This is a genomic window from Streptomyces sp. NPDC021093 (assembly GCF_044333135.1).
Classification (GTDB): Bacteria; Actinomycetota; Actinomycetes; order Streptomycetales; family Streptomycetaceae; genus Streptomyces.
In genome coordinates this window covers 834,335-858,564 of sequence record NZ_JBIRQJ010000001.1, presented here as the reverse complement: position 1 = coordinate 858,564, position 24,230 = coordinate 834,335, and the positions used below count along the sequence as shown (strand labels likewise).

At 71.7% G+C, this 24,230-nt stretch carries 19 protein-coding genes; 8 read left to right on the top strand and 11 right to left on the bottom strand.

Going from position 1 to position 24,230, the window contains the following annotated elements; all coding sequences use genetic code 11:
- Window positions 1-101: 101 nt before the first annotated feature.
- Window positions 102-338, top strand: a complete 237-nt coding sequence (locus tag ACH4SP_RS03900) for a response regulator transcription factor (RefSeq protein WP_398408892.1) — start codon at window positions 102-104, stop codon at window positions 336-338.
- Between the two features lie 86 nt (window positions 339-424).
- Window positions 425-880, top strand: coding sequence for a VOC family protein (locus ACH4SP_RS03895; RefSeq protein ID WP_398408890.1), 456 nt, complete (start codon window positions 425-427; stop codon window positions 878-880).
- A gap of 84 nt (window positions 881-964) precedes the next feature.
- On the opposite strand, the gene ACH4SP_RS03890 is transcribed toward ACH4SP_RS03895, so the two are convergent.
- From ACH4SP_RS03890 to ACH4SP_RS03880, 3 genes are all read right to left on the bottom strand, one after another.
- On the bottom strand, window positions 965-1,867 hold the full coding sequence (locus tag ACH4SP_RS03890; protein WP_398408889.1) for a phosphotransferase family protein: 903 nt from the start codon (window positions 1,865-1,867) through the stop codon (window positions 965-967).
- A 194-nt stretch (window positions 1,868-2,061) separates the two neighbouring features.
- Window positions 2,062-3,501 (bottom strand): PepSY-associated TM helix domain-containing protein, encoded by a 1,440-nt coding sequence (locus tag ACH4SP_RS03885; RefSeq protein ID WP_398408887.1) that lies wholly within the window; start codon window positions 3,499-3,501, stop codon window positions 2,062-2,064.
- A gap of 124 nt (window positions 3,502-3,625) precedes the next feature.
- Window positions 3,626-4,135 carry a hypothetical protein gene (locus ACH4SP_RS03880; RefSeq protein ID WP_398408885.1) on the bottom strand — a complete coding sequence of 170 codons (510 nt, stop codon included), beginning with the start codon at window positions 4,133-4,135 and terminating at the stop codon, window positions 3,626-3,628.
- Between the two features lie 606 nt (window positions 4,136-4,741).
- Here ACH4SP_RS03880 and ACH4SP_RS03875 point away from each other — a divergent pair.
- From ACH4SP_RS03875 to ACH4SP_RS03865, 3 genes are read left to right on the top strand one after another with little or no spacing between them, the layout of a single operon-like run.
- Window positions 4,742-5,716 (top strand): Lrp/AsnC family transcriptional regulator, encoded by a 975-nt coding sequence (locus ACH4SP_RS03875; RefSeq protein WP_398408883.1) that lies wholly within the window; start codon window positions 4,742-4,744, stop codon window positions 5,714-5,716.
- Window positions 5,717-5,757: 41 nt separating this feature from the next.
- Window positions 5,758-7,281 (top strand): amidohydrolase family protein, encoded by a 1,524-nt coding sequence (locus tag ACH4SP_RS03870; RefSeq protein WP_398408881.1) that lies wholly within the window; start codon window positions 5,758-5,760, stop codon window positions 7,279-7,281.
- Window positions 7,232-7,588, top strand: coding sequence for an alpha/beta hydrolase (locus ACH4SP_RS03865; protein WP_398408879.1), 357 nt, complete (start codon window positions 7,232-7,234; stop codon window positions 7,586-7,588). Before ACH4SP_RS03870 ends, ACH4SP_RS03865 begins: the two co-directional genes overlap by 50 nt.
- A 433-nt stretch (window positions 7,589-8,021) precedes the next feature.
- On the opposite strand, the gene ACH4SP_RS03860 is transcribed toward ACH4SP_RS03865, so the two are convergent.
- The 6 genes from ACH4SP_RS03860 to ACH4SP_RS03835 all read right to left on the bottom strand — a co-directional run bounded on the left by ACH4SP_RS03860 (window position 8,022) and on the right by ACH4SP_RS03835 (window position 12,759).
- Window positions 8,022-9,353: a serine hydrolase domain-containing protein gene (locus ACH4SP_RS03860; RefSeq protein WP_398408877.1), complete on the bottom strand. Its 1,332-nt coding sequence runs from the start codon at window positions 9,351-9,353 to the stop codon at window positions 8,022-8,024.
- A 226-nt stretch (window positions 9,354-9,579) separates the two neighbouring features.
- Complete coding sequence (locus ACH4SP_RS03855; RefSeq protein WP_398408875.1) at window positions 9,580-9,951, bottom strand: hypothetical protein; 372 nt, start codon at window positions 9,949-9,951, stop codon at window positions 9,580-9,582.
- Between the two features lie 178 nt (window positions 9,952-10,129).
- Window positions 10,130-10,954, bottom strand: a complete 825-nt coding sequence (locus tag ACH4SP_RS03850) for a tyrosinase family protein (RefSeq protein ID WP_398408873.1) — start codon at window positions 10,952-10,954, stop codon at window positions 10,130-10,132.
- Between the two features lie 16 nt (window positions 10,955-10,970).
- A complete protein-coding gene (locus ACH4SP_RS03845) occupies window positions 10,971-11,429 on the bottom strand; it encodes a tyrosinase cofactor (protein ID WP_398408871.1) in 459 nt (152 codons plus the stop codon).
- A gap of 728 nt (window positions 11,430-12,157) precedes the next feature.
- Complete coding sequence (locus tag ACH4SP_RS03840; protein WP_398408869.1) at window positions 12,158-12,514, bottom strand: DUF1036 domain-containing protein; 357 nt, start codon at window positions 12,512-12,514, stop codon at window positions 12,158-12,160.
- Window positions 12,515-12,519: 5 nt separating this feature from the next.
- Window positions 12,520-12,759, bottom strand: coding sequence for a hypothetical protein (locus ACH4SP_RS03835; protein WP_398408867.1), 240 nt, complete (start codon window positions 12,757-12,759; stop codon window positions 12,520-12,522).
- A 672-nt stretch (window positions 12,760-13,431) separates the two neighbouring features.
- Here ACH4SP_RS03835 and ACH4SP_RS03830 point away from each other — a divergent pair.
- The 3 genes from ACH4SP_RS03830 (at window position 13,432) to ACH4SP_RS03820 (ending at window position 18,326) form a co-directional block, all read left to right on the top strand.
- Complete coding sequence (locus ACH4SP_RS03830) at window positions 13,432-14,193, top strand: hypothetical protein (protein ID WP_398408865.1); 762 nt, start codon at window positions 13,432-13,434, stop codon at window positions 14,191-14,193.
- Window positions 14,190-15,389 carry a hypothetical protein gene (locus ACH4SP_RS03825; RefSeq protein ID WP_398408863.1) on the top strand — a complete coding sequence of 400 codons (1,200 nt, stop codon included), beginning with the start codon at window positions 14,190-14,192 and terminating at the stop codon, window positions 15,387-15,389. Before ACH4SP_RS03830 ends, ACH4SP_RS03825 begins: the two co-directional genes overlap by 4 nt.
- Before the next feature lie 606 nt (window positions 15,390-15,995).
- Window positions 15,996-18,326: a collagenase gene (locus tag ACH4SP_RS03820; protein ID WP_398408860.1), complete on the top strand. Its 2,331-nt coding sequence runs from the start codon at window positions 15,996-15,998 to the stop codon at window positions 18,324-18,326.
- 63 nt (window positions 18,327-18,389) lie between these two features.
- Here ACH4SP_RS03820 and ACH4SP_RS03815 read toward each other — a convergent pair whose 3' ends face one another.
- Both ACH4SP_RS03815 and ACH4SP_RS03810 read right to left on the bottom strand, forming a co-directional pair.
- The gene (locus ACH4SP_RS03815) at window positions 18,390-20,255 is read right to left on the bottom strand and encodes a hypothetical protein (RefSeq protein WP_398408856.1); all 1,866 of its coding nucleotides are present in this window, start codon (window positions 20,253-20,255) and stop codon (window positions 18,390-18,392) included.
- Complete coding sequence (locus ACH4SP_RS03810) at window positions 20,252-24,229, bottom strand: DUF5682 family protein (RefSeq protein ID WP_398408853.1); 3,978 nt, start codon at window positions 24,227-24,229, stop codon at window positions 20,252-20,254. Before ACH4SP_RS03810 ends, ACH4SP_RS03815 begins: the two co-directional genes overlap by 4 nt.
- Window position 24,230 lies beyond the last annotated feature (1 nt).

The following is a 24,230-nucleotide window of genomic DNA, read 5'->3' as shown; positions in this document are numbered from 1 at the left end:
CTCCGGGACGTGGAGGTCCCTTTGTGTTTCCACATGGCCATGGTTAGATCCACTTGTGTGTTCGAGGCCGCCGTAGAGTCGACATAACTCCGGGAAGGGAAATGCCAGTAGACAGCCGCCCGGAGAGCAGGCCGGCGCTATCCCGCAGGGAGAGGCAGGTGTTGGCCCATGTCGCGGCAGGCCTCTCGCACAAGCAGGTCGCCAGCCGTCTGGGCATCAGCGTGCACACCGTGAGCACCTATCTGCGCCGCATCCGGAGCAAGCGCACCGCACCCACCGTCGCGCACCTGATCCACCTGAGCCTCGTCGAAGGCGTGGTCACCGCCTCGAACCCCTAGCCACTCCCGTGGGCGGGGTCGGGGTCGGGGTCGGGGTCGGGGTCGGTCCAGCGTGAATGTCAGACCTGTATGTCAGGCTCTTGCTCATGGAGATGACGCTGCAACTGACGATCGATTGTGCCGACCCGCAGAGAATGGTGGCGTTCTGGAGCGAGGCTCTGGGGTACGCACCCGAGCCTCCGCCGGGCGACCACGCCACGTGGCGGGAGTACTGGGCAGCCATGGGGGTGCCCGAGGAGGAGTTGCCCAGAGGCGCGGGCGACATCCCGGAGTCGATCGTCGATCCCGCGGGACAAGGGCCTCGGGTGTGGTTCCAGCAGGTGCCGGAGCCCAAGGCCACCAAGAACCGCATACACCTCGACCTGAAGGTCGGCGGTGGGCGCGACGTCCCCCTGGCGGTCCGCAAGCAGCGGGTCACCACCACGGTGGAAAGACTGGTCAAGGCCGGCGCCAGCGTGCTTCGGATCGCGGACGAGCCGGACATGGGGCAGTACGCCGCCCTGCTGCAGGACCCGGAGGGCAACGAATTCGACGTTGTCTAGGAATCGTTGTCCAGGAATCGTTCGGCCATGCCGCTCACGGCCACTCGCTGATCGCCGCAGGGAAGCCGGAGAGAGAGCTCGGGCTCAGCCCAGCGTGTCCAGCAGGGCGGTGATGTAGGCGTCCAGCCGTTCCTCCACGGCTCGCGTCGTCAGCTCCGTCCGTCCTGCCTGCCGCCATGGCCGCGCCACCCGCTGCACTTCTTCCGAGAGCGCCAGCCCGTCCCGCACCTGCCAGTACAGCCGCTCGCTCGTGGCCGCTGCCAGCACCCCGCCGGCCTCCTCGTACGCCTCGGCGAACCGCAGGCCCCATGCCGGGCCGTGCAGCAGCGCGAGGTTGGCGGAGCAGTGCGCGACATCGAGGTCCGCCGGGCCCCAGGAGGTCATTGCCCAGTCGACGACGCCGGTGATCCGGGGTCCTGCCGGGCCCGGGGGCCGCACGTCGAAGAGCACGTTGCCGGGGTGGAAGTCCCGGTGCAGGAAACGTCCTTCGTACGGCGGCGCGGGCCGGCGGATCACGTCGATCGCCGCGGCCCATGCCACCGCGTCGGCGCCCTTCGGGGTCACGACGGTGTCGGCGGTCGTCCACGCCACGTACTCCCGGGGCCGCTCGGCGGGGCGCAACGCGTGGATCGCCACGAGTTGGCGGGCCAGCAGGGGGACACGCGTCTCCAGGCCTTCATCCTCCAGGGCCGTCCGGCCCGCCAGATGTGTCATCAGGAGCGAGGGGTACTCGCACCGCGCCGCCGTCGGATCGACCGCGACCAGTCCAGGAGCCGCCACGCCGGTCCCCGTGAGCTGGGTCAGGGCGCCGGCCTCCCTGTTCAGCCCCTCCTCGGCGTGCTCCACGTCGACGAAGGTCCGCAGCACCAGGCCACGCGTGCCTCCGTCCCGACCGTCGATGGTCAGCAGCCGCATTTCGGCGGTGATGCCGCCGTGCAACACCTCGGTTCCGACGATCCGTTCGCCGTCCTCCAGGTGCCGGCTCACCCAGGCCAGTGTCAACGGACGGACAGCCGCGGCATCATCGTGGTGGGTCACCCGGCCACCCCATCATCCGGACGACGGCACGCGCAAAGCCTTTCGCTGGAGGAGCAGTTCGCATCCCGCTCGCCCGACGGCGCCTTCGACATGGATGTCGTACGGGTGGGAGGGCGCGACGGATCGCGCCCTCCCACGGTCGGTTACGCCCTCCGTCTCCGCCTGATCAGACCGGCGGTCACATCCACCAGGAGGAAGCCGAGCAAGGTCACGCCCAGTACGGGCAGCGCCCAGCCGAGTGCGGCCGTCACAGGAACGCCCACCACCAGAACGGGCAGCGGCAGCCGTCGCCAGGCGCCCCGCACCGGCGGCTTGCCCAGGGCCGACTTGCGGCCTTCACGTGTGGGCCGTCGCTGCCACCACATGCGGTAGCCCCAGACCGTCACGAGAATCAGCCCGATCGCCACGAGCGCGAGCACGATCTGGTTGGCGAGCCCGAACAGCACACCCATGTGGCCCTGTACGCCGAGCTTGCTGAGCTTGGCGGTCAGGGGGTAGTCGGCCCATCGGGTGCGCGAGGTGACTTCGCCGGTGGCGGTGTCGACGGCGACCTTGTCGTAGTGGACCGGCCAGACGTTGTCGCTCTGGGCCACCACCCAGGCGCTGGACGCGTCGGCGGGAGGTGTCAGGGTGACGGTGCCGTCGAGGTCCGCCTTACGGGCTGCCGCGAGGGCCTTCTCGAAGTCGGCCGGGTCCGCCGCGGCACTCTGCCCGGCGCCCCCGTGGCCGGCGTGCTCCCCGGTTCCGTCCGCTGCCGCGGGCGGCGCGCCGGGCAAGCGCGGGTCCAGCTTCGGTGCGCCTCCCTTGACGACGTCGAGGAACTGTCCGAACCGCTCGCCCGCGTACTGGGACCAGGTCAGCCCGGTGGCGCTGAGGAAGAACAGGCCGAGGGCGAGCCACACTCCGGTCGCCGCGTGCCAGCTGCGGGTGCGCCGCACCCCTTGGGCGGAACGGTCGGGCAGTACGACGCCCCGTACGGACTTGGCCCGCTGACCGCGGCTGCGGCCGAGCCACAGGACGAGACCGCCTGCGGCGATCACCCACAGCCAGCTCGCCGCGACCTCGGAGTAGAGCCGCCCCGTCTCGCCCAGGTGCAGATTGCGGTGCAGGTCGTCCAGCCAGGTGGTCAGGGGCGTCGACCCGGACCACGTGGTCAGCGCGCCCTGGACCTTGGCGGTGTAGGGGTCCACGAAGACGGTGCGCTGCTTTTCGCCCAGTTCGGGCACGGACAGCACCACGCGGGTGGTGTCGTCGGGACCGGGCGGGGTGATCACGGAGGCCAGGGTGCCCTCCGGGTGTGCGGTACGAGCGGCGGCTATCTGCTCCGCCAGCGGACGCGGCTGGCCGCCCGTCTGCTCGACGCGGAGCTGGTCCCCGTAGACGAGCTGGTCGAGCTGCGGGGTGAAGGCGTACACGAGGCCGGTGAGGGCGGCCACGAGAAGGAACGGTGCGACGAATACACCGGCGTAGAAGTGCAGCCGGGTCAGCAGCGCCCGCACTCCCTGCCAGGAGCGCCCGGGTGGTGGCGGTTCCGCTGGTGCGGAAGGGGCGGTCGGTGGTGCGTGTTGCGAGGTGGAAGACATGCGCGATTCCTCAGTGGGGGCGCACGCGGGATTTCGGTTCGCGCGCGCGGAGAAGTCGACCGGTGGGCCGACGAGTGAATGGGCCGCCGCGAGGGGCGGGTGTCGCGATCGCGTGACCGGGCGATCAGGCGGACATCACTCGGGGAGGACCCCTCCGCGGGCAGGAACGGGCGAGGAGGACGCCGAAGAGCGGGCGGGCGGCCGTGGGCGGCGGCGCCGGCACCTCCGGGGGTACCGGCGGCACCACCCGGGCGGGGGCGGAGAGGAAACGCGGCAGAGCCAGGGAGGCCAGCCGCCGCAGAACCCTCTCCCCGTGAATGACGCACAGGGCCGTCCCGAGTGTGGCCAGCGCGTGCGCGGCCGTCATCGCCGCGCCCATCGAGTGCCCCGCGCCGTGCGCGGCCGTCTCCGCGGCGCCCATGCCGGCATGGTGACCGGCCATGGCATGGTGCATGCCGCCGCCGTCACCGGTCGAGGGCGGCAGGTGCCCGCTCGCGCTGGGCATGGTCAGGTGATGGAAGGCGAGGTGCAGCGCGAACTGGGTTCCGCCAAGGATCAGCGTGACGACGTCGAAGCGGTACCGGCGGTTGCCGAAGAGGGCCGTTCCCAGGAGGGTCAGCGCGACGAAGAGCATCCCGAGCGGCCCCGGGCCCGGCAGGCTGCCTCCGGCGGCGACATGGCTCAGTGCGCCCAGCGACAGGCATGCGGAAGCGCAGAGTAGCCCGCCTCGGGACCGCCTCAGCCAGCTTCCCGGTCTGTGCACCGCCACAAGATATCCGTCGCTTCCCCGACTGCCGACGGGCTGCGCGACGTTCCTCTCCTCACCGCAGCAGGGCGCAGCGGTCTGCCGGGGCGTCAGGGGCCGTACCGGGGAGGGACGTTGTCCGACGGGGAGGCGGTGGGCACCGTTCCACGGACGGCGCGCGAGCCATGACCAGTGGGGCGTATCACAGGAGGGATTGAAGGGCCGAAAGGAGCATCCCTGGACATCGGGCCCGAATCGCACCCTGGAAGAGCGACCGCTCAAGATCGCTCAGCGGGGGGGCGGGCGGCCCCGACCTGGTGGGGCGGCACCGCCGCGTGGCCCGCCCTGCCGTTGGGCCGAAAACAGTCGTTGACGCTGCGACCGTCGACTGTCCAAGATGGCCGTAGTACCGGGCCTCCGGATGCTGGTAACCAGCATCCGGACGGGCAGAAATGCAGGTAACCAGCATCAGTTCGATACGGGGGAAGGCTCCGCATGGGCTTGTCGCGCTTCGAATGGGACTTGGTGGTCGCGCTCCAGCGTGACCCCCGAGCCCCGTATGCGGCGCTTGCCGGTGAACTGGGTGCGGACGAAAGGTCCGTCCGCCGCGCCCTCAACCGGCTTCGGGACGACCAGGTCCTGACCTGTTCGGCCACTGTCGCGCGCGAAGGCGCCTACGGCTGGCTCGCCGCCCAGCTGGAGATCGGCTGCCGTGCCGGGACGAGTGACGCGGTCGCCGGCGTCCTCGCCGATCGCCCGGACACCCGGTACGTCGCCGCGACCACCGGCGACGTCGACCTGGTCGTGGAACTTGTCGCCGCCGACCCGGCCACCCTGCACAGGCTGGTCGTGGACGAGCTGGAGGTGCTGGACGGCGTGCGGTCGGTCCGTACGCAGGTCGCGGTACGGGTGGTACTGACCGCCATGGACTGGGCCCCGGACGGATGGCGCAGCCCTCGGCGGCAGCGGGTGATCGACGGCAAGCCGGAAGCCGTCGGCGGCGAACTGGACGAGAGCGATCTGGCCATCGTACGAGCGCTGGGCGAAGACGTGCGCATGCCGGCGGTGCGCATCGCGCAGCAGGTCGGGCTGCACGAGACCACGGTGCAGCGGCGGCTGCGCCGGCTGACGGAATCGGGCGCCGTGCACATCAGGGCGGACGTGCCGCCGGCGGACCTCGGCTTTCCGCTGGAGGTCCGGTTCACGCTGCAGGTGCGTCCCGACAGCCTGGACGCGGCGCTGCGGCACCTCGCGGGCGAGCCCACGCTGCGCGCCCTCTACATCGTGACCGGTCCCTCCAGCGTCCTCGGGTACTCCGTACACCGCTCGACCGCCGCTCTGGAGGAATTTCTCGCGGGCCCGTTCGCCGCCCTCGACGGCTTGCTGGGCTGCGACATCCGAGTCGTGCTGCGCGCGTACAAGCGCAACGGCGTCCGCGTGCCGACGGCTCGGGAAGCGGCATCCGAGTAGCACCCCGTCACCAGAGCGAAAGCTGAAGGAGGGACAACTCCGTGCGGCTGAGCCAGAACGTGCCAGGAACGGCAGGCAGTATCGGAAAGGGGCCGCGCAAGCGGCTGGTCCTGCGGGGCGTCACGGTCATCGACGGCACCGGTGCCCCGCCGTACGGCCCGGCCGATGTCGTGCTGGAGGGCGGGCGCATCTCGGCGATCGTGTCGCCCGGCCGCAACACCGACATGACACAGGCCGGTCAACGTACGGTCGCGGGCGCCGACGTGTGGGAGCTGCCGGGGCACTACGTCCTGCCCGGCCTGATCGACGCGCATGCGCACATCGCGGCGTCCGAGCAGGGGCCTGACGCCGACTACAGCTACCGGCTCTGGCTGGGTCACGGAATCACCAGCGTGCGGGAGACCGGGTGCCTGGGGAACGGGACCGCGTTCACCGCACGGGAGGCCCGCAGGGCCGCTGCGAACGAGATCACCGCGCCCCGCATCACGCCGTACGCCGCCTTCGGTGCAGGACGCACCGAGCCGTTCCGGACCCCCCGGGACGCCGAGGCGTGGGTGGCGGAGCAGGCGGGACTCGGGGCGGCCGGAATCAAGTTCTTCGGCGCGCCGCCGACGATCTTCCGTGCCGCGCTCACCGAGGCCGGGCGGCTGGGGCTGGGCAGCGCCTGTCACCACGCGTCCTCCGAGTTGCCACGTATCAATGCCCTGACGACCGCCCGTTGGGGGCTCGGCAGCATCGAGCACGGCTACGGCCTGCCGGAGGCCATGTTCACCGACCACAGGGTCCAGCGCTTCCCCAGCACGTACAACTACAACAACGAGCACGACCGGTTCGCCCAGCTCGGGCGGCTGTGGCAGGAGACCGCGGGACCCGGCAGCCGGGTCTGGGACGACACGCTCGACGAGCTGGTCTCCCTCGGTACCGCCCTCGACCCGACGTTCGTGATCTACACGGCCGCGCGGGACGCGGCCCGGGCGCGCGGGCGGGAGTACCACCGTGACTACTCGGCCCCGCAGTCCTGGGAGTTCTACCAGCCCAACCCCGCCAACCACGGCTCCTTCTTCTACAACTGGGGCACCGAGGAGGAGGTGGCCTGGAAGGACAACTATCGGCTGTGGATGGCGTTCGTGCGTGATTTCCATCAGCGCGGTGGGCTGCTGACCACCGGTTCCGACGCCGGCTTCATCTACAACCTCTACGGATTCGGACTCGTGGAGGAGATGGAGCTGTTGCGCGAGGCCGGGCTGCATCCGCTGGAGATCATCCAGTGCGCGACCGCCAACGGCGCCCGGCTGCTCGGACTTGAGGACACCGGGACGCTCGAACCGGGCAAGACCGCCGACCTGTTGGTCATCGCCGAGAACCCGCTCGCGAACCTGAAGGTGCTCTACGGACATGGCCACTTGCGCATGGGGGACGCGGGCTCCCTCGCACGGGTCGGAGGCGTACGCCACACCATCAAGGGCGGTGTCGTCTTCGACGCCGTGAACCTGCGTTCGCTGGTGCGCGACCAGGTTGCCGCAGAGCGCGAACGGCGCGCTGTCCCCGCTCCTTTCACTCCATGATCTCGCGGGACAGAACCCCCACCAGCCCCTGCTCAGCCCCGCCATCCTCGCCGACCTGACCGGCTTCCCCCCGATGCTTCTGCAGGCGGGCAGCAACGAAATGCTCCTGGACGACTCCATACGCACAGCCACGCGCGCGAGGGACGCCGGAGTGAACGTCGTCCTGGACATCACCGCTGACGTTCCACATGTCTTCCAGGCGTTCGTCGGCGTCCTGGACGAAGCCGACGAGGCGCTGGACCGCGCTGCTCTCTTTCTCAGCCAGCGCATCCGCACCGGGGACACGGCAGGCACGTCGGCGGGCTGAAGTCGCAGACGGTCTCATACGGACCACGGACCGCGGACCGCGGACCGCGGACCGTAACCCGGGCCCTGGCTCGCCGTTCCTGTTCCTGTTCCTGGCGACCGGTGCCCCACCCCGCCCGAGGGCCGCTCAAGACGCCAAGGGTGCGTTCTCCGTGGGCGTGGGCGTGATCCGGTGGTTCAAGGCGGGCGGGCCATGGCGGGAGATACCGGCCGAGTTCGGCGCCTGGTCGACCCCCCACAACCGCGTCCGACGGCGGCGGAAACTCCAAGTGGAGGCTGCGTTCCTCGGACGCCGCCAGGGGCAGGCAGACCAGCAAGGTCCACCTCGCCGCCGACCGGAAATGCCGCCCGCTGGTGTTCGTCCTGACCGCACGCCAGGCCTCGGCCTGAGTGTGTTGCCCGCTGGTGGGTGCGGTTCGAACCTCGTCCCGGGGTCAGGGGGAGCGCAGTACGCAGGGGTGGACCAGGTAGGCGCCCAGCCAGCCTTCCCGGTCGCCGTCCTTGAACGCTGTGGCCCTCCCGACCAGGCGGTCCTGCTCGATGCGCAGTTCGAGAGCGACGTTGGGGCTGTTGAGCCGGGCGTCTGCGGTGGGCAGTTGCAGCGGGGCACTTACGCGCAGGTCCCATGTCCGGGAGGCGGTGGCCGCCACGGTGACCGGCGCGCTGTCGGCCATTCGAATCTGTATCTGGCGATCCGCCCGGATATCGATCCTCAGCGGGATCTCGCCTTCCGCAGTGCTGATCTCCCCGTTCCACTCCCCCTGTACGAGTCTCATGGGGCGGGTGCGCTCGGGGCTCGGGTTGAGCTGGCCTCTGTGGAAGCCGGGTACCAGGCTGCCCATCAGGTGGCCGACGATGGTGTCGCGGGCCGCCTTGTTGGTGGAGTTGGTCAGGACGGCGACCGAGGTCTCACGCTCGGGGATGTCGATCATCATTGCGGCGATGCCGCCCATGCCGCCGCCATGGCTGCGGAGCACAGGTCCGGCTCCGCGCGAGACGATCCGGCCGAGCCCGTAGCCGAGGTGTTCGCTGAACGGCACTCCGTCGTACATGGCCGCGACCGTGGCAGGCTTGAGCAGTCGATGAGACGTTCGCGCGAACAGCGCCACGTCGGCGGCGGTTGCCCAGCCGGCCCCCGCAGCGGGGTGCCCGCTGAAACAGGTGGCGTACGCACGGCCGTCGGCGGAGTAGCGCTGGGCGACCGGGAGCGAACCGGGGTAGGCCGACCCGTATCCGAAGCTGCTCAGGCCCAGTGGTTCGAAGATCTGCCCGCGCAGGTAGTCGCCGAGCTTCTGGCCGGTCACGGCTTCCACCAGCCTGCCCAGTTCGCGGTAGCCGATGTTGGAGTACTCGAAATCGGTGCCGGGCTCGCGTACGAGCGTGCGGTAGTGGTCGATGTCGATCGGCAGCGGGCCGGTCTCGTAGTGGAAGTTGTAGAACGCCGGGAAACCGCCGCGGTGCTGGAGCAACTGACGCGGCGTCGGCGCGGGCCACTCGTAAGCGCCGGAGATCGGGGCATCAAGGTCCAGCAGGCCCTGTTCAGCAACCAGACAGACGGCCATGGCGGTGAATGCCTTGGTGACGGAGGCCAATCCGTAGACGGTCTCCGGGGTGGCCGAGCGGTGGTTGGCGTCGTCCGCCTGGCCGTAAGCCCTGGTCAGCGTGGACCCGTCGCGTTCGGCCACTGCGATGGAGACCGACGCGCAGCCATGTTGCGCCAGGGCCTCCGTACAGAATTCGTCCAGCCCGCCCCATACGTCCAGCAATGCGAGTGACCTTCCGCTCGGAGTCGTGCGCTCGGCTGAACCCTAACGCTCCGCCCCGAACGGGTCGGTGGGGAACGGGCCGGGCCTGAGACCGGCACTCACTCCTGCCTCCTCGCGCCACCACCCGCGCCCGAGCCACCACCCGCGCCCGCGCCCGCGCCCGCGCGAGCCCACGCCGCGCCGCGCCGCGCAATAGCCGATCAGCTGGACCGCGACGGGCCGAGCCTCACCGAACGCTTCCAAGGCCGCCAAAGGCTCGCACAATCCACTGATCCGTCCTGGCCGCGAAGTCCGCTGCCGATTCGATGTCCGAGGCGGGGAGGGCGCCACCGTCGTCGAGGCCGTCGAAGAAGTCCACGTCGGCCCAGCCACCACGAAACAGAACCACCGACAGCCAAGCCTCCGCAGGACCGGAGATGACCAGGCCGAGCGAATCAGGGTCATTCACCCGAGCCCTGTCGGTCTCCAGAGGCTGAGGCCACTCAGCCTCCCCGTCCCTCCAGGTCAGCTCTCCCACCGCAAGGCCGGCCGACCTCCAGCGCGCGACGCGCTCCGCCAGCACCGCAGCGGCCTCGTCGAGATCAACAGCTCTGTCCATGACGGGGATCATCCCTCATGGACAAACCCTGGCGGCCCCAGGGCATCTGACCTTCGGATCGTGAAAGCCTCCACGCCGTCGGCTTGGGCGGCCTGCCCGTTCGTGCAGCGGTGGACGAGCGGAGCCGGGTAGTCCGCCCGGGGCGGTCTTCTTCTCGCAGCCGTGGCAGTAGGAAGGCTCATCCGTAGGTGTAGAAGGGGGTGTGGTCCAGCATGCTCTGCGGGGTCGTGTCGGTCCAGGGCGGCATGGGCTCGTTCAGGTCGATCACATCGGTCGTTCCCCCGGTGGGGAGATACTTCTCGCTGGTCGGATGCAGCGCGTGCCAGTCGGCCCAGAGCTTGTCGACGAACGCGTGGTGCAGCCAGAACACCGGGTCGTTCGGGGAGACGCTCGTCTCCATCTGCCCCCAGATCCAGGTGTGCACCCTGTTGTGCATGCTCATGTACCCCGCCGAGCCTTCGAGCGTGGCGCGGAAGCCCGCCGAGCCGTCGCGCCAGGGCGCGGAGTCGTAGGTGGGGAGGGCGAGGGCGGCGTCGACCTCGGCCCGGGTCGGGAGCGTGGGGACGCGGTAGGCCAGATTGCGGGCGAGGAACGGGCGGCTGTCCACCTGGATCGTGATCGGCCATTTACCGGCGGAGTACGCGAAGGGGCCGTCCATCACCTGGTCGTCCAGGGCGCGCCCGGTGCCGCCGAGGAGGTCGGGGCCCCAGACCGAGGAGGCGACGGTGTTGTCGGCGGTCCAGTCCCAGTAGGGGATCGACACCGACGGGTCGATCTTCTGGAGTTCGTTCTCGAAGTCGATGAGGAACTTGCGGTGCCAGGGCAGGAACGAGGGGCCGAAGTGGCCCACGTAGACCCCGGTGTTCATGTCCAGCGCGAAGCGGAGACGGTGAGCGGCGACGAACTCGTCGTACACGCCGATGCGTTTGACCTCCAGTACGGCGTCGACGAACGCCTTCTTCTCGGAGGCCGTGAGGTTCGCCTGGTTCTTGCGTACGGTCATGACGGCTGCTCCCGGCTCAGGCGGTGGGGTTGAAGGGGACGACGGAGGCGCCCTTGAGAGAGGTGACCGCGGTACGTGCGGCGTCGAGCGGGGTCGCGAACCTCTCGTAGTGGTTGATCGCGCTGCTCCAGCCGCTCTTCCCGTGGAGCATCACGTGGAGTTCCCGGCCGTCGATCAGGACTCGGTAGCCGGCGCCGTGGCCACCGTGCCCGCCGTGGCCGGACATGTGGTGGGACCCTGACCCGGACCCGGCCCCGGCCCCGTCGACCGGCTGGCCCTGGATGCGGCGGCCCTGGAAGACCTCGTCGAACGACGTGGGATCGCCGCTACCGGCGGGCAGGGCGGCCTTGCTGCCGCTGCTGTCGTTCTTGGTCGACGCGGTGGCCGCCCAGGAGGTGGCCGCACAGACGAGCGCCACGCCTGTGGCAGCGCCGGTGGCGGCTTTCACGGCCTGACGACGGGTGATTCCGGACATGACAGATAGCCCCTAGGAATATGACTGTGACGGTCCTGGATTCGACGGAACCGCCTTGGCCATGCCTACACGGAGGGTGATCATTCGCAGTAGGGGCGCCCGGCCGGTTGGCTGTCATACGGACACGTCTCGCCGGGCCGGGCGGCGGCCATCGCCGTCGATCTTGCTTCCGGTGAGCACCCGCTCCATCCGAAAGAGGAGATTCCCTTGTGAATATGACCTTCTCGTGAAGATCCTTCGGGAATCCGCACTCCCCCACGCTGTACGCGCGGGGCGGAAGTATGACCGAAAACCGAGGCGTGAACCGTGGTTCACCGGACCATCGCCGTGGACGCCAGGGACCCGGTGGTGATCAACGATCTGAGCCAACTGGCGATCTGCGTGCGGGTCTTGACAGCGCTGGCACTCACCACGCGCAGCCCGCCGATCGGATCGCCTCGATGGGCTGCGACATGGTCACCGGGTTCCTTCCGCGCGCGGCGCACGGGCTCGCGCGCACCGGTCGGCGGACGGACACGACCGTGAGGGGGCCGTCCTGCTGGAGACCCTGGCGACGCATCGCGCCCTCCTGCGCACCACGGACAGATGGGCGCGGCGGCGGACCGCCGTGATCGAGTCGTCCCTGGGCGAGGTGCTCACGGCGTACGAGGCGACGGCCCTGCGCACCGATGAACTGGCGGTGCCCGTACCGGACTTGGCGCCCTGTCGGTGGGCCGGCAGTGCACCGGCTACCGCGTGAGGGTGAGGGTGAAGTCCTCGTTCTCCTGGCCGACGTGGAGGTCACGGAAGCCGCGCGGCCGGCCGTCGGGGCGCTCCGGCCACCTGCACATGTTGAACACCGTGTTCGGAAGCGGGACCGCGTACGTCCCCGCCCAGAACACACCGCCGTCGGCGGTCTGGGCGTAGTAGAGCCACTGCGGGGAGTACTCGTTCACGTCGTTCGCGTAGACCAGCGCGCTGCCGCCGGGGTCGATGCCCCACCAGCCCATGAAATGCGGGCCCGTGCTGCGGGGGCAGGAGTGGTCGGAGAAGCCGATCGCGGTGTACACGCGTGCGGGGTACTGGTTGCGGATCGTCAGGCCCACGGTTCTCACCCCTCCGGCTGCGGGTCCGGAGTGCCCACGACACCCGGCGAGTGCGACGCCGTACCGTGCGAACGCCCCGGTTTTCCAGGCGCGGATACGGATGCGGACACGGACACGGATGCCGGTGCGGCGGCAGTGCGGGGGACGGGTGCGTCGCCCAGTGCCCCGCGCGGGTCGGCGCCGGGCTCCGACGGGTCCGGCAGTCCGACGTGCCCGATCCGGTGTTCGGGATCCTCGTGTGCCATCGGACAGCTCCTCCGCGCGGCGGGTTCGGGCTGACGCCGAGCATGGCACGCGAGCCGGTTCGGCGCGTTGTCGGAGGGGCCGGAGTGGGGCGGGGACCTGCGGGGGCGAGTGAGGGGAATGCGCAATGGCGCGGGCCGTGCGCGGTCCTTCCCGCGGTGGGCACGGCTGGCCATGATGAGTAGACCTCGGGCATGTCCTTTGGGGGACTCATGGCTGCACGAATCGCGTGGCGCAGGTGCTGGGGAGTGCTGGCTCCGGGAGTGTTCGCCACGGCCCTGGTACTCACCGGCTGCGGTGGCGGCGGAGGCGGAGGCGGCGAGAGCATGCCGCCGCCGCGGGTGAGCGGGAGTGCGGACGGCGGCGAATGGAGTTCGGGACCGCGTTCCGGCGGACCGACCTGGAACCCCTCCGAGGACGACGGGTACGGCGATGGTGGGAACGATGGTGGCAACGGCGGGGGCAACAGCGGGAACGGCGGGGGGAATGGCGGCAACGGCGGCGGGAATGGCGGGGGCAACGGCGGAAATGGTGGCGGGAACGGTGGGAATGGAGGCGGGAACGGAGGCGGGAACGGAGGCAACGGAGGCGGGAACGGTGGCAACGGCGGGGGCAATGGCGGGAACGGCGGCGGCCGGAATGCCGAGCTCGACTGGTTGCCCTGGGGGCCCCAAGTGCCCAACACCGACACCGTGATCGACACCCCGGCCGACGTCTACGACCAGTTGCAGGATCTCCGGTGCTCCGATGCGCGCGAGACCGTCAGCCGGCACAGCGACGGCAGCAAGCCGTGGAACCTCGTCTCCGGCCTGGTGTCCGCGTGCCTGGCGGCGAAGGGGGACACCGCGGAGTGGGCGGAGGCGGGGCGTCTGTACGACTCGCTGGGCGGACCCGGGTTCGTACAGGGAAAATGCCGTGAGACAGCGGCGTACCGGACACTGAATCAGGCGATCGGCTGGGCCCGGCAGAACCCACGGGGGACGGCCACGTTGCATCCGGTCCGTGGCGGCACCACCGCATGCCGTCCGAGCATCACGGAAGTGGACCCGGCGCCCGAAACCACGCTGTCGCCCGGCGACTTCTTCCGCGTGTACGGCACCTGGCCTCAGAAGATCACCGGCGCTGTCCTGAAGATCGACGGAAGCACGGTGCTGGGGCTGACACCGGAGTACAGCGAATGCTGTCATGGCGCCCAGGTCGGATTCGCACTGCCGGAGGCTTTCGAAGGTGCCGGGCTGGTGGACCTGACCCTGACCTACCAGGGCGGCACGTTGAGCAAACCTGGCGTGTTCAGGATCAAGGGAACAACGAAATCGCCCGCGGAACCGCCCCCGGAACCGCCAGTTCCGGGCCCCTCCACACCTTCGCCGAAACCCTCCCTCTCCCCTTCTCCCTCCGCGTCTCCGCTTCTGCCGTCCCCTTCTGAGCCGTCGTGACGGTCCCCGATCCGGAGCCGGCCCCACCCCCCGGTCCCGGTCCCGGGCCTCGCCCCGAACCCGGCCCCGAGCCCGGCCCGAATCCGGAACCCGAGCCGACTCCCGGCCCCGACCCCGAGCCCGGCCCGAATCCCGAACCCGAGCCGACTCCCGACCCCAACCCCGATCCCGTCCCGGACCCCGACCCCGATCCCCTCCCGGGCCCGGACCCCGACCCCGACCCGGACCCCGACCCCGACCCCAACCCCGATCCCCTCCCGGGCCCGGACCCCGACCCCGACCCGGACCCCGACCCCGGCCGGGGCCCCGCGCCGCCCGGCGGCACCGGCCCCCGGCCGTCGGACCCGGTCCCGCTCCCGGCCCCGGACCCGGTCCCCCGGGCCGGTCTCACCGAGCTCGTCGGAACCATCGGTTCACTCGTCTCCCTCTTCACTGCCGTGCTCTTCTACTTCGGCTGGTCGAGCACCGATGCCGAGGCCAAGGCACTCGGGCTGCGGGACACGGTGTTCCACTTCTCCACCCGCGACTATCTGCTCCGTAGCGTCGATGCCCTCTACCTGCCCGTGCTGCTCGGCACGGCTGCCGCGTTCGCCGCACTCACCGTGCACCGCCGCATGCAGCGAGAACCGGGCGCGTCCGTACGGCCGTTGCGGTGGATGCGGCACGCCTGGACGCTGCCGGTTCTCCCGCTCGCGCTCAGGTCCCTCCACCCCGCGCTCTTCGAGCTGCTGGTGGCGCTCCTGACGATCATCGGGTTCCTGCTCACCGGCTACGCCCGCACCCGCGACGGCCGCGACCCGCGCATGTGGGCCCTGTGCCTGCTGGTCGCCGTCCTCGCACTGTTCTGGGCGGTGTACTCCTACGCGGGCATCGTCGGCCGGGGCCGGGCGGCGCTGACCGCGCGGACCGTGGAGACGCAGTTCCCCGCTGTCGCCGTGTTCAGCAGCAACGACCTGCTCATCCACGGACGCGGCAGCTGCCGTTTCACGATCGCCGACAAGACGAGCGCCTTCCGCTACCGGTACGCCGGGCTGCGGCTCTTCCACGTGTCCGGCGACCGGATCTTCCTGGTCTCCCGGGGGTGGAGTCCCGCTGGGGGCACGATGTTCGTCGTGCAGGAGAGCGAGAAGCTGCGGGTCGAGTACGTCAGCGGGGAACGGGCGCGCTCCGCGGAGTGCCCCGGCACGGCCCCCTAGTAGGAATCTGCTTGCTGCGGTACGGCAGCGGCCGGCCCGGCGGGCGGCGGCCGCTCGCCCGCGCAGTACTGTCCGCCGCTGGGCAAGACCGCCAACTGCCAACTGCCAGGCGGCGGTGGCGTGCACGCGACCACCAATACCGCGTCCTGCCCGCTGTTCCCGGCGGCTGTTCGTGCCTGCGTGCTGGGGCGCGTCCGCTGCCGCGGAGCGGCGCCAGCACTGCCGCATCACGCCCGGCGTGCGTCACCGGCCCCGTGGCAGCTGGTGTTGGAGATGCTCGACGAGCCGGCCGGGCTCGGACTGCGGCCTTGGGCGGGCGCCCCGCACCCGCCTCAGGCCCGTGACCAGCCGTAGCCAGTGGGGCCTGTCCGCAACAGGCAGCAGGCAGCAGGCAGCAGGCAGCAGGCAGCAGGGCGTACCAACTCCCAGAGCGACGCGAGTGGTTGACGGGAAGTCGGAGTGGGCACCCGGGACGTTTCCGTGTGGTGGCCGACGAATCTGGCCGAAAGTCTTCCCGAACAATGCGACATGTGAAATTTTACACGTCACGTGTTCACTGCCCGTGCACCCCAGCACGTGGCCACTACGGCCCGGAGGCCCCCACAGATGCATCCCTTCCGCATATCGAAGACCCGCGCACGAAGACTTCCCGCGCTCGGCGCAGCCGTCTTCATCACGCTCGGACTGTTCACACCGCAGAGCCAGGCCGCCCCCGTCGGCGCCTCGACCCCGGTCGGTGCGAACGCAAGTGGGACCGCGGCCTCGGCGCCGCGGTCGATCCCCGTCCCCAGGTCACCCGATGCGATGAACAACCGCTCCCGCTTCCGGATCTCCTCGCAGGACAGTGCTGAGGAGTCCGCTCCGGCGCCCGCCCCCGCCGTCGAGCCCGGCAAGCGGTCGTCGGCCACCGCCACGGACACGTGCAGCGACCTCTCCGGCGTCATCAACGCCACGGGCAGCGCGTTGGTCCAGCAGCTCAAAGACCTTCCTCAAATCACCTGTACCTACCCGCTGTTCAACCTCACCGGGGAGAACGCGCGCAAGGCCTTCCGCGAGCCCCAGATGGTGACCGTCGCCAACGCGCTGCGCGACGCCTCCGCCACGTACTCGGGCAGCAACAACACCTCCATCGGCCAGCTGGTGATGTTCCTGCGCGCCGGCTACTACGTGCAGGACAACAACGCGGACGTCGTGGGCGACTACGGCACCGCGCTGAACGGTGCGGCGCTCGGTGCGCTGGACGCCTTCTTCGCCTCCCCGCGCAGCAAGGACGTCACCGACGCCAACGGCGAGATCCTGAACGAGGTCGTCACGCTGATCGACAGCACCCACACGGCGGGCCGGTACGCCCCTGTCGTGAAGTGGATGCTCGGCGGCTACGACGGCACCTGGCCCGGCCAGATGAACCTCGCCATGCAGCACGTCGAATGGGTCGTCGAGAACGGCTTCAAGGCCAAGAACGACGCCCGCGGTTGGCGGGCCGCCCTCAAGGCCGACCCCGCGATCCTCGACACCTGGGCCGGCTTCATCACGCGCAACGGCGCGCAGTTGAACCGCCTGGACGTCGTCAGCAACGTCGGCCGCTTCCTCGGACACTCCCTGGACGTACCCGAGTTGAAGGACCGGGTCCGGCCGCTGCTGAAGGACCTGATCAACCGGTACCCGAACGTCGGCCCCACCGCACCGATCACCATGAACCTGGGCTGGGCCACGCGCCAGTACGACAGGAACAACTGCGCGGCCTACGCCATCTGCGACCTCGGCGAGCGCGTGCTCCCGGCGATCCTGCCGACCCAGCACACGTGCACTCCGGGCCTGAAGATCCGCGCCCAGGACATGTCTCCCGGCCAGCTGGCCGCCACCTGCACCAGCCTGGTCAACCAGGACGCCTACTTCCACCGGATCATCGGCGACAAGAGCGCCGTCCCCGGTGACGTGAACACCAACCTCGAAGTCGTCGTCTTCGACGAATACGCCCAGTACTCGCTGTACGCCTGGGCCATCTACAACATCGACGTCGACAACGGCGGCATGTACGAGGAGGGCGACCCGGCCGCCCCCGGCAACCAGGCGCGCTTCATCGCCCACGAAGCCCAGTGGCTGCGCCCGGAGTTCCAGATCTGGAACCTCAACCACGAGTACACCCACTACCTCGACGGCCGGTTCAACATGGCCGGTGACTTCGAGGCGGGCATGACCACGCCGACCATCTGGTGGGTCGAGGGCATCGCCGAGAACATCTCCTTCGGCTACCGGAACGAGCGCAACGCCGACGCGATCGCCGAGGCCGCCAAGAAGACGTACAAGCTCAGTGACCTCTTCGACACCGTCTACGGCGGGGAAGCGGACCCCGAGGCCGGCTCGAACCGGGTCTACCGCTGGGGTTTCCTCGCCGTCCGCTACATGCTCCAGGCACACCCCGCCGACATCGAGACCGTACTCACCAAGTACCGCGCCGGTGACTGGACCGGCGCCCGCACCTTCCTGAAGCAGACCATCGGCACCCGCTACGACGCCGACTTCACGACCTGGCTGACGACCGCCTGCGCGACCGACGACTGCGGCCCGCTGCCGGACGCGTCGTCGCCCACCACGCCGACCACCCCGCTCTGCACCCTCAGCGACCCCCGCCAGTTCGACCAGAACTGCCGCCGCGACAACCTCGCCGTCGCCACCGGCGGCCTCAGCTATCACTTTGTGAACCTTCCGGCCGGGGTCAAGCAACTGACCATCACCAGCAGCGGCGGCACCGGCAACGCCGACCTGTACTACGGCGGCGGCAACTGGGCCACCACCAGCAGCTACCAGGCGAAGTCCACCAACACGGGCAACAGCGAGACCCTGACCATCGACAACCCGCCCTCCGGCTGGGTCTACTTCAGCCTCGCCGCCACGCAGGGCTTCGGCGGCGTGAGCGTCGCCACGCAGTCCAAGTAGCGTACGTCGCCACGCAGTCCACGTAGACCGTTCCGCCGGGAATTGCCCGGCCCCGGCCCGGCCCTACTGCGTCGGCTCCCAGGCTGCCGCGCACAGGGACTCGGCCACGGCCGCCGTGTAACGGGCCGCGGTGAGCCAGGAGATGGCGAAGCCGACGGTGTCGGCAGGGAGGAGGCGGCCGAAGAGGTCGCGATCGCGTTGGGCCGCCGAGGCGCACAGGGCGGTGAGGAGTCCGGCGGCCGTGGGGAGGCCCGCGCGGCGCATGCGGCGGGTCTCGGCGGTGACGTCGCCGAGCATGCCGAGGGCGGCGCGGCCCGCCAGGACCGTCTGTTCGACCCGGCGTTCCAGGAGGTGGAGGGGCGAGTGCGCGTCGGCCCCTCCGGGCTGTGGCGGGGCGGGGTGCACGGGGGCCGCCGGGTCGGGGAGGTCGGCGCGGCGCAGGCGGTCGAGGCCGAGGTCGATCGTGCCCTCGCCGGTGGGGTGCGAGCAGGCGAGGAGGGTGAGCCGGGGGTGGGGGGCGGGCACCAGGCGGCCGATGATCCTCAGCCGTGTCCCCGGCGCCGTGGCCAGCAGCATCAGGTTGTTGCGGTGGGCCAGCGCGGGGTCGTCGTCGGCCACGGCGAGCCGGACGGGAATGCCTCCCTCGCACAGCGCGAGCAGGCAGGTGCCGCCCGACTCCCTTACCGCGCCGAGGAGTTCGACGTCCAGGAAGAGCAGATCGCTGTCGCCGCCGTCCGGGTCCGCGAAGCGGGAGGTGGACCGCAGGGCGCGGGCGGCCTGTTCGGACGGCGGCGTCTCCCAATGGGCGGCGAGCGGCTGCTCCGTCCATGCCGCACCCCGGGCGGTGACGGCCTTGACGCCCTTGCCCGCGCCCAGTCTGCCGTCCGGCGAGACCGTCGCGCCCGAGACCGCCAGACCGGCCCGGCCCAGCTCCCGGTGGGTGAGCGCGCTGTCCCCCAGGCGCACGGCCCGGTCGGCCACGCCCAGTGCGCGGCCGACACCACCTGGTGCCACGTCGCCGACCGTACAGAGGCGGCCGTCGGCTCCGGCGACCCAGGTACGGACGCCGCCGTGCCCCGAGTCGGTGACCACGGGTTCGGTGAACAGGCCGTACAGGCGCAGCGAGCCTTCCGGGCTGTACGGGCGGCGCGCGCGGCCCCTGACGGCGGCCAGCTCCGCCCCGGCCGCCGTCCCCACCCGGTGTGCGGTGCCCAGGAGTTCGGCCAGGGCCGTGACGAGGTCGGCGGTGCGGTACGACGGATCCCCTGCGCGGGCCGCGCGCAGCAGCGTGACGACGGACAGCGCGGCGCCCGCGGCACGCGGCAGGTGCCGGAGCCGGGCGGTGTGCGCGGCGCGGAGGAGAGCCGACTGGGTGACGGCACCGGCCCCGTCGACGCCGGCCTCCAGCACGGCGGCACCCGCCGACCACAGGGCGTCGGCCGCGGCACGCTCGGCGGGGCTCGCCACCTCGGGTGAGGAGGCAGAGTCGGGGGTGGCGGCTGAACCTGGGGTGGCGGCTGAATCCGGGGTGAGGGCGGAGTCGGGGGTGGGGGCGGAGTCCGTGGCGGAGGCGGAATCCGTGGCGGAGGCGTGTTCCGGGACCGCCGGGGTGGGCCGGTCGGCGGGTTCCGGCGCCGGGTCCGCCATGGGGGCGGCGCAGGCGGCGGCCGCGCGGTGGACGCATGCCGGGGCGAGGAGGCAGCCGCAGGTGATGGCGTCCGCCGTCGCCACCACGCCGCCCGGGGCGTGCAGGCGCAACTCGGTCTCGTCGTCGACCGCGATCGTCACCGTGTCCCCGGCGCGGTGCGTCGGGCGGGTGCCGAGCTTGGTGACTGCCGCGTCCAGCCGCTTGCGCAGCCGGGGCGAGAGATTCTCCACCAGCGTGGCCGTGACCTCCGGCGCGACGGATGGCAACTGGACGGTGGTCATGCGGTCTTCTCCCCAATCCAGCGGGCCAGTTCGAGTGGGCTGAGGGCCGCCACGGGCATGCCGGCGGCCACGAGCTGCCCGGCGACGCCCGTCGAGTAGCGGGGCCGGCCGGCGTCGTCGAGACTCGCGCACCCGAGGACGTGGCAGCCGGTGGTCACCAGGGCCCGCACCTCGGCCAGCAGTCCGCCGAGCGGCGCGCCCTCCTCGAAGTCGCTGATGACGACGACGAGGGTGCGGGCGGGCACCGTGATCAGACTGCGGGCGTGCCGCAGTCCGGCGGCGATGTGCGTGCCCCCGCCCACGCTCACCTCCAGCAGGAGCGAGAGGGGATCGTGCACATGGCCGGTGAGGTCGACGACCTCCGTGGAGAAGGCCAGGAAATGGGTGCTCAGGGTCGGTACCCCGGCGAGCACGGAGGCGGTCAGCGCGGACCAGATCGTGGACGCCTCCATGGAGCCGGAGACATCGGTGACCAGGATCAGCCGCCAGTCGGCCGACCGCCGGGCGCGACTGCGGAACACCGGCTTCTCGGGGATCACCCGGACCGTCCCGTCGGCCGTCCGGCGGGCGGTGGCGAGGTTGGCGCGCAGCGTGCGCGGCAGGTCAAGGCGGCCGCCGGGGCGGCGGGTGGGCCGGGCCAGCATCGTGCCGGTGAGCGCGGGGCGCAGCCGGGTGGCGAGCTGCCTGGTCAGTTCGTCGACCAGGTGGCGGACCAGGGGACGGAGTGCCGCGAGGCGGGCTTCGGGGAGGCCGCCGGCGTACCGCAGGACCGTCCGGAGCAGTTCCACGGAGGGGGTGGCGGCCGCCGGGTCGAGTTCGGCGAGTACGTCCTGGCGACCTGTCACGGCTGCGGCGGCGAGGACCTCCTCGCGGATGCCGGGGCCGAACAGCGCGGCCAGTTCCTCGGACCACTCACGGACACCGGGGAACGACGGTTCCCTGCCTCCGTGCGGTCCGGAGCCGCCCCCACGACCGGGTCCTGGCAGGCCGCCGCGGGATCCTTCGCCGTGTCCCGAGCCGTACAGCTCGTCCAGCGCGCTCGCCAGGCGGGCGGCGCCGGAGGGCAGTTGGTCGGGACGCCGGCCGAGCACGAGCCGCCACCGGTCGGCGGGCGCGAGGGTGAGCGCGGGGGTTGCCCCGGTGGAGGGTGCGGCGGCGGGTGTGACGGTGGGGCGCGTCGCTGTGGGGTGGCCGGACAGCGGTGGGAGCCGGTCGTCGTGTGCGGGTGAAGGGACGGGCAGGCCGAGGCCGGTGGGAAACCGGTCGTCGTGCACGGGCGGCGGGACGGGCAGGCCGAGGCCGGTCAGGAGCTCGCGGGCCGCGAGGTCGGCGGCCGTTCGGCGGGCCAGCTCCGCCGGGTCGTCCGCGTCGAAGGTGTCCACCCGTTCGCCGAGCCGCTCCTCGATGGTGTCGAGGAGCCGGTCACGGGCGGCCGGGCTCAGGGTGTCGAAACCACCGCGCAGGGCCGGCAGCCGGGCCAGGAACGCGGTGTCGTCCAGCTCGACGACCCGGTGCAGCAACGGGTCCAGGGCGCCGGCGCCGACGGTCAGGAGCGGGCCCGCCACCGTCAGGACGCCGGTGAGGCGGGCGGTGAGCGCGGTCCGGGAGGTGCTGTCCACTGCTCCGTCCACCCAGGAGGCGACGCGCCCGCCGAAGGCCTCGGCCTCGTCGTGGCCCGTGAGGACCCTGACCGCTCCGGCGGCCGCGGCGATCAGCGGGGTGCCGTCGGTGGCCAGCCGGGCGAGGGCGTCGGTGAGCCGGATGCCCCCCAATCGGTCCGCGCGCTGGGCCAGTTCGAGCAGCGCACGGGCGTCAGCGGACTCCTCGGAACCGGTCAGCCCGTCGACCTGGCGGACCGCCGCCGAAGTCAGGAGCTCGGCCGCGTGCGCGGTGCGGGCTCCACGGGCGGTGGCTGGGGCAGCGGCGGACGGGGCCGGGGGATTGTCGGGCGCGGCCAGGCCCGGCAGGTGGCCGGCGTCGATGCGGTCCAGCAGGTCGAGCCCGGCGAGGAGTTCGGGAAGGGTGCCGCTCGCGGGGAGTACGGCCGCCAGTTCCGTCAACCGTTCGTCGGCCAGGCCGGGGAGCCCGCACTCGGCGGCTTCCGTGAGGCCGCCGACGACCTGGGCAGCCGTCGGGCCGCCCTCCGCGCGCTCGGCCGCGTGCCGCTGCCGCAGCACGCCCTCGGCCGCCTGGGCCGGGGTGACGCCGCGGGCCCCGGCCGCGGTGAGCATTGCCGCCGTCGCCGGGGTCCACCGCACCTGCCAGCGCGTCGTGAGTCCTTCCGTGCCCGCCGCGCCGGTCACCCCCTGCTCCTGCGCGTAAGGGATGCCGCACACCGTCAGCCTGCGCAGCAGCAGTTCGCGGCGCCGGTCCAGGGTGGAGCGCGCCGGGTCGAGCCGGAGGTCTCGCGGTGTCTTCTCGTACGCGTCCCCCGGGCCGGGGAGGGAGAGCGCCGAGGTCTCGGCCTCGACGGCGGGGCCCAGTCCGCTGCGCGGCGCGGCGGGCGCGGGCCGTCCGGTACGGGCTCCGACGAGTACCCGTTCGAGGGCCTGGGCGACGGCGCGGCCCGTACCGTAGGTCTCGCCGCGTCCCAGTACCGTCTGCACGGCTTCCAGGAGTTCACCGCGGCCGGGGGCGGGCAGGTCGCGCAGGCGGGCCAGGTCGCCGGCCACCCGCACGACCTCCCGGCCGTCCGCCGGGCCGTAGGGGTGGCCCTGTTCGCGCAGCGCGGCGCAGACGCGGACCGCGGTGCGGATCAGCGCCTCGTGCAGCGCGGCCGGGTCCCCGGCGGCGTCCAGGACGGTGTGCTGCCACTCCGGGTCCCGGATGCCCGCCGGGTAGCCGGACCGTGAGTCGAGCAGCGGGTACGTGTACGGAACCAGGGAGACCGTGCACGTCGCCGTGGACGCTTCAGGTGCGCCAGGTGCGTCAAGCGCCTCCGGTACATCCGGTACGTCCGGTACGGGGCCTTCGGCGGTCCCGGCGGCGGACGGCAGCAGCGCCGGGGTGTGGAAGGCTCCCACCACCACGGCGGGCCGCCGCCCGCTCGCCAGTGCCTCGGCGACATGTCCGCGCATGCACGCCTCGCGCGCCAGGTCCGTGCCCTGCACCCCGCCCCGCGCCTCGGCCTCGTGACGCAGCGCCCAGCCGGTGAGCAGGGCGGCACGGCGGAGCGCCTCGGGTGTCGAACCTGGCGCGGATGCCTCCACCAGCCGGTCCCACAGGTCGTCGCCGTCCCGGCCGGTGAGCCGGGACCGGAGTGCGGCGGACAGCCCGTGCCCCTCCCCCGGCGCGGGCGCGGAGTCGGCGCCCGGGGCGGGCGCGGGGGTGTCCTGGCCGCTCCCCGTCCACGCCCGGTCGGCCAGCGGCAGATCGCAGGCCACGGCCGGGACCCCGTTTCTCGCCGCCCAGCGCAGGGCGACCAGTTCGGGCGAGAAGTCCGCGAACGGGTAGAAGGCAGGCCCCCGTTCGCCTGCCGGGCCGGTCCCGGGCCCGTCGGCGGGCACGGCGGCCAGCGCCACCGGGGCCTCGGTCTCCTCGTGTGCGAGCCAGCCCAGCCAGGGCTGGAACTCGGCGGGCAGTTCGACGAGGAGGACGTCGGGGGCCGCCGCGTCCAGCAGTGCGGGGAGGGCGGCCGCCAGCGAGGGCGCGTGGTGGCGCACCCCGACCAGGAACGGCAGCCCGGGTCCGGTCGCCGCGAGGGCCGCCACCGCGGCTTCCGGGGTGGCGGGCCCGTCCGCCGGGACCTGCGCCGGTGAGGCTGCCGACGCTCCGGCCTGGGACGACAGCTCGGTGGTGGTGGGCGACACCTCAGTGGTGGGCGACACCTCAGTGGGCGACACCTCGGCCGTGGTCGTTGCTTCGCCCGTGGTCGTCGCTTCGTCCGTGGGCAACACCTCGGCCATGGACGACGCCTCGGCGGTGCACCGCGTCTCGGGGGTGCACCGCGTCTCGGCGGTGGTCGACTCGCTCATC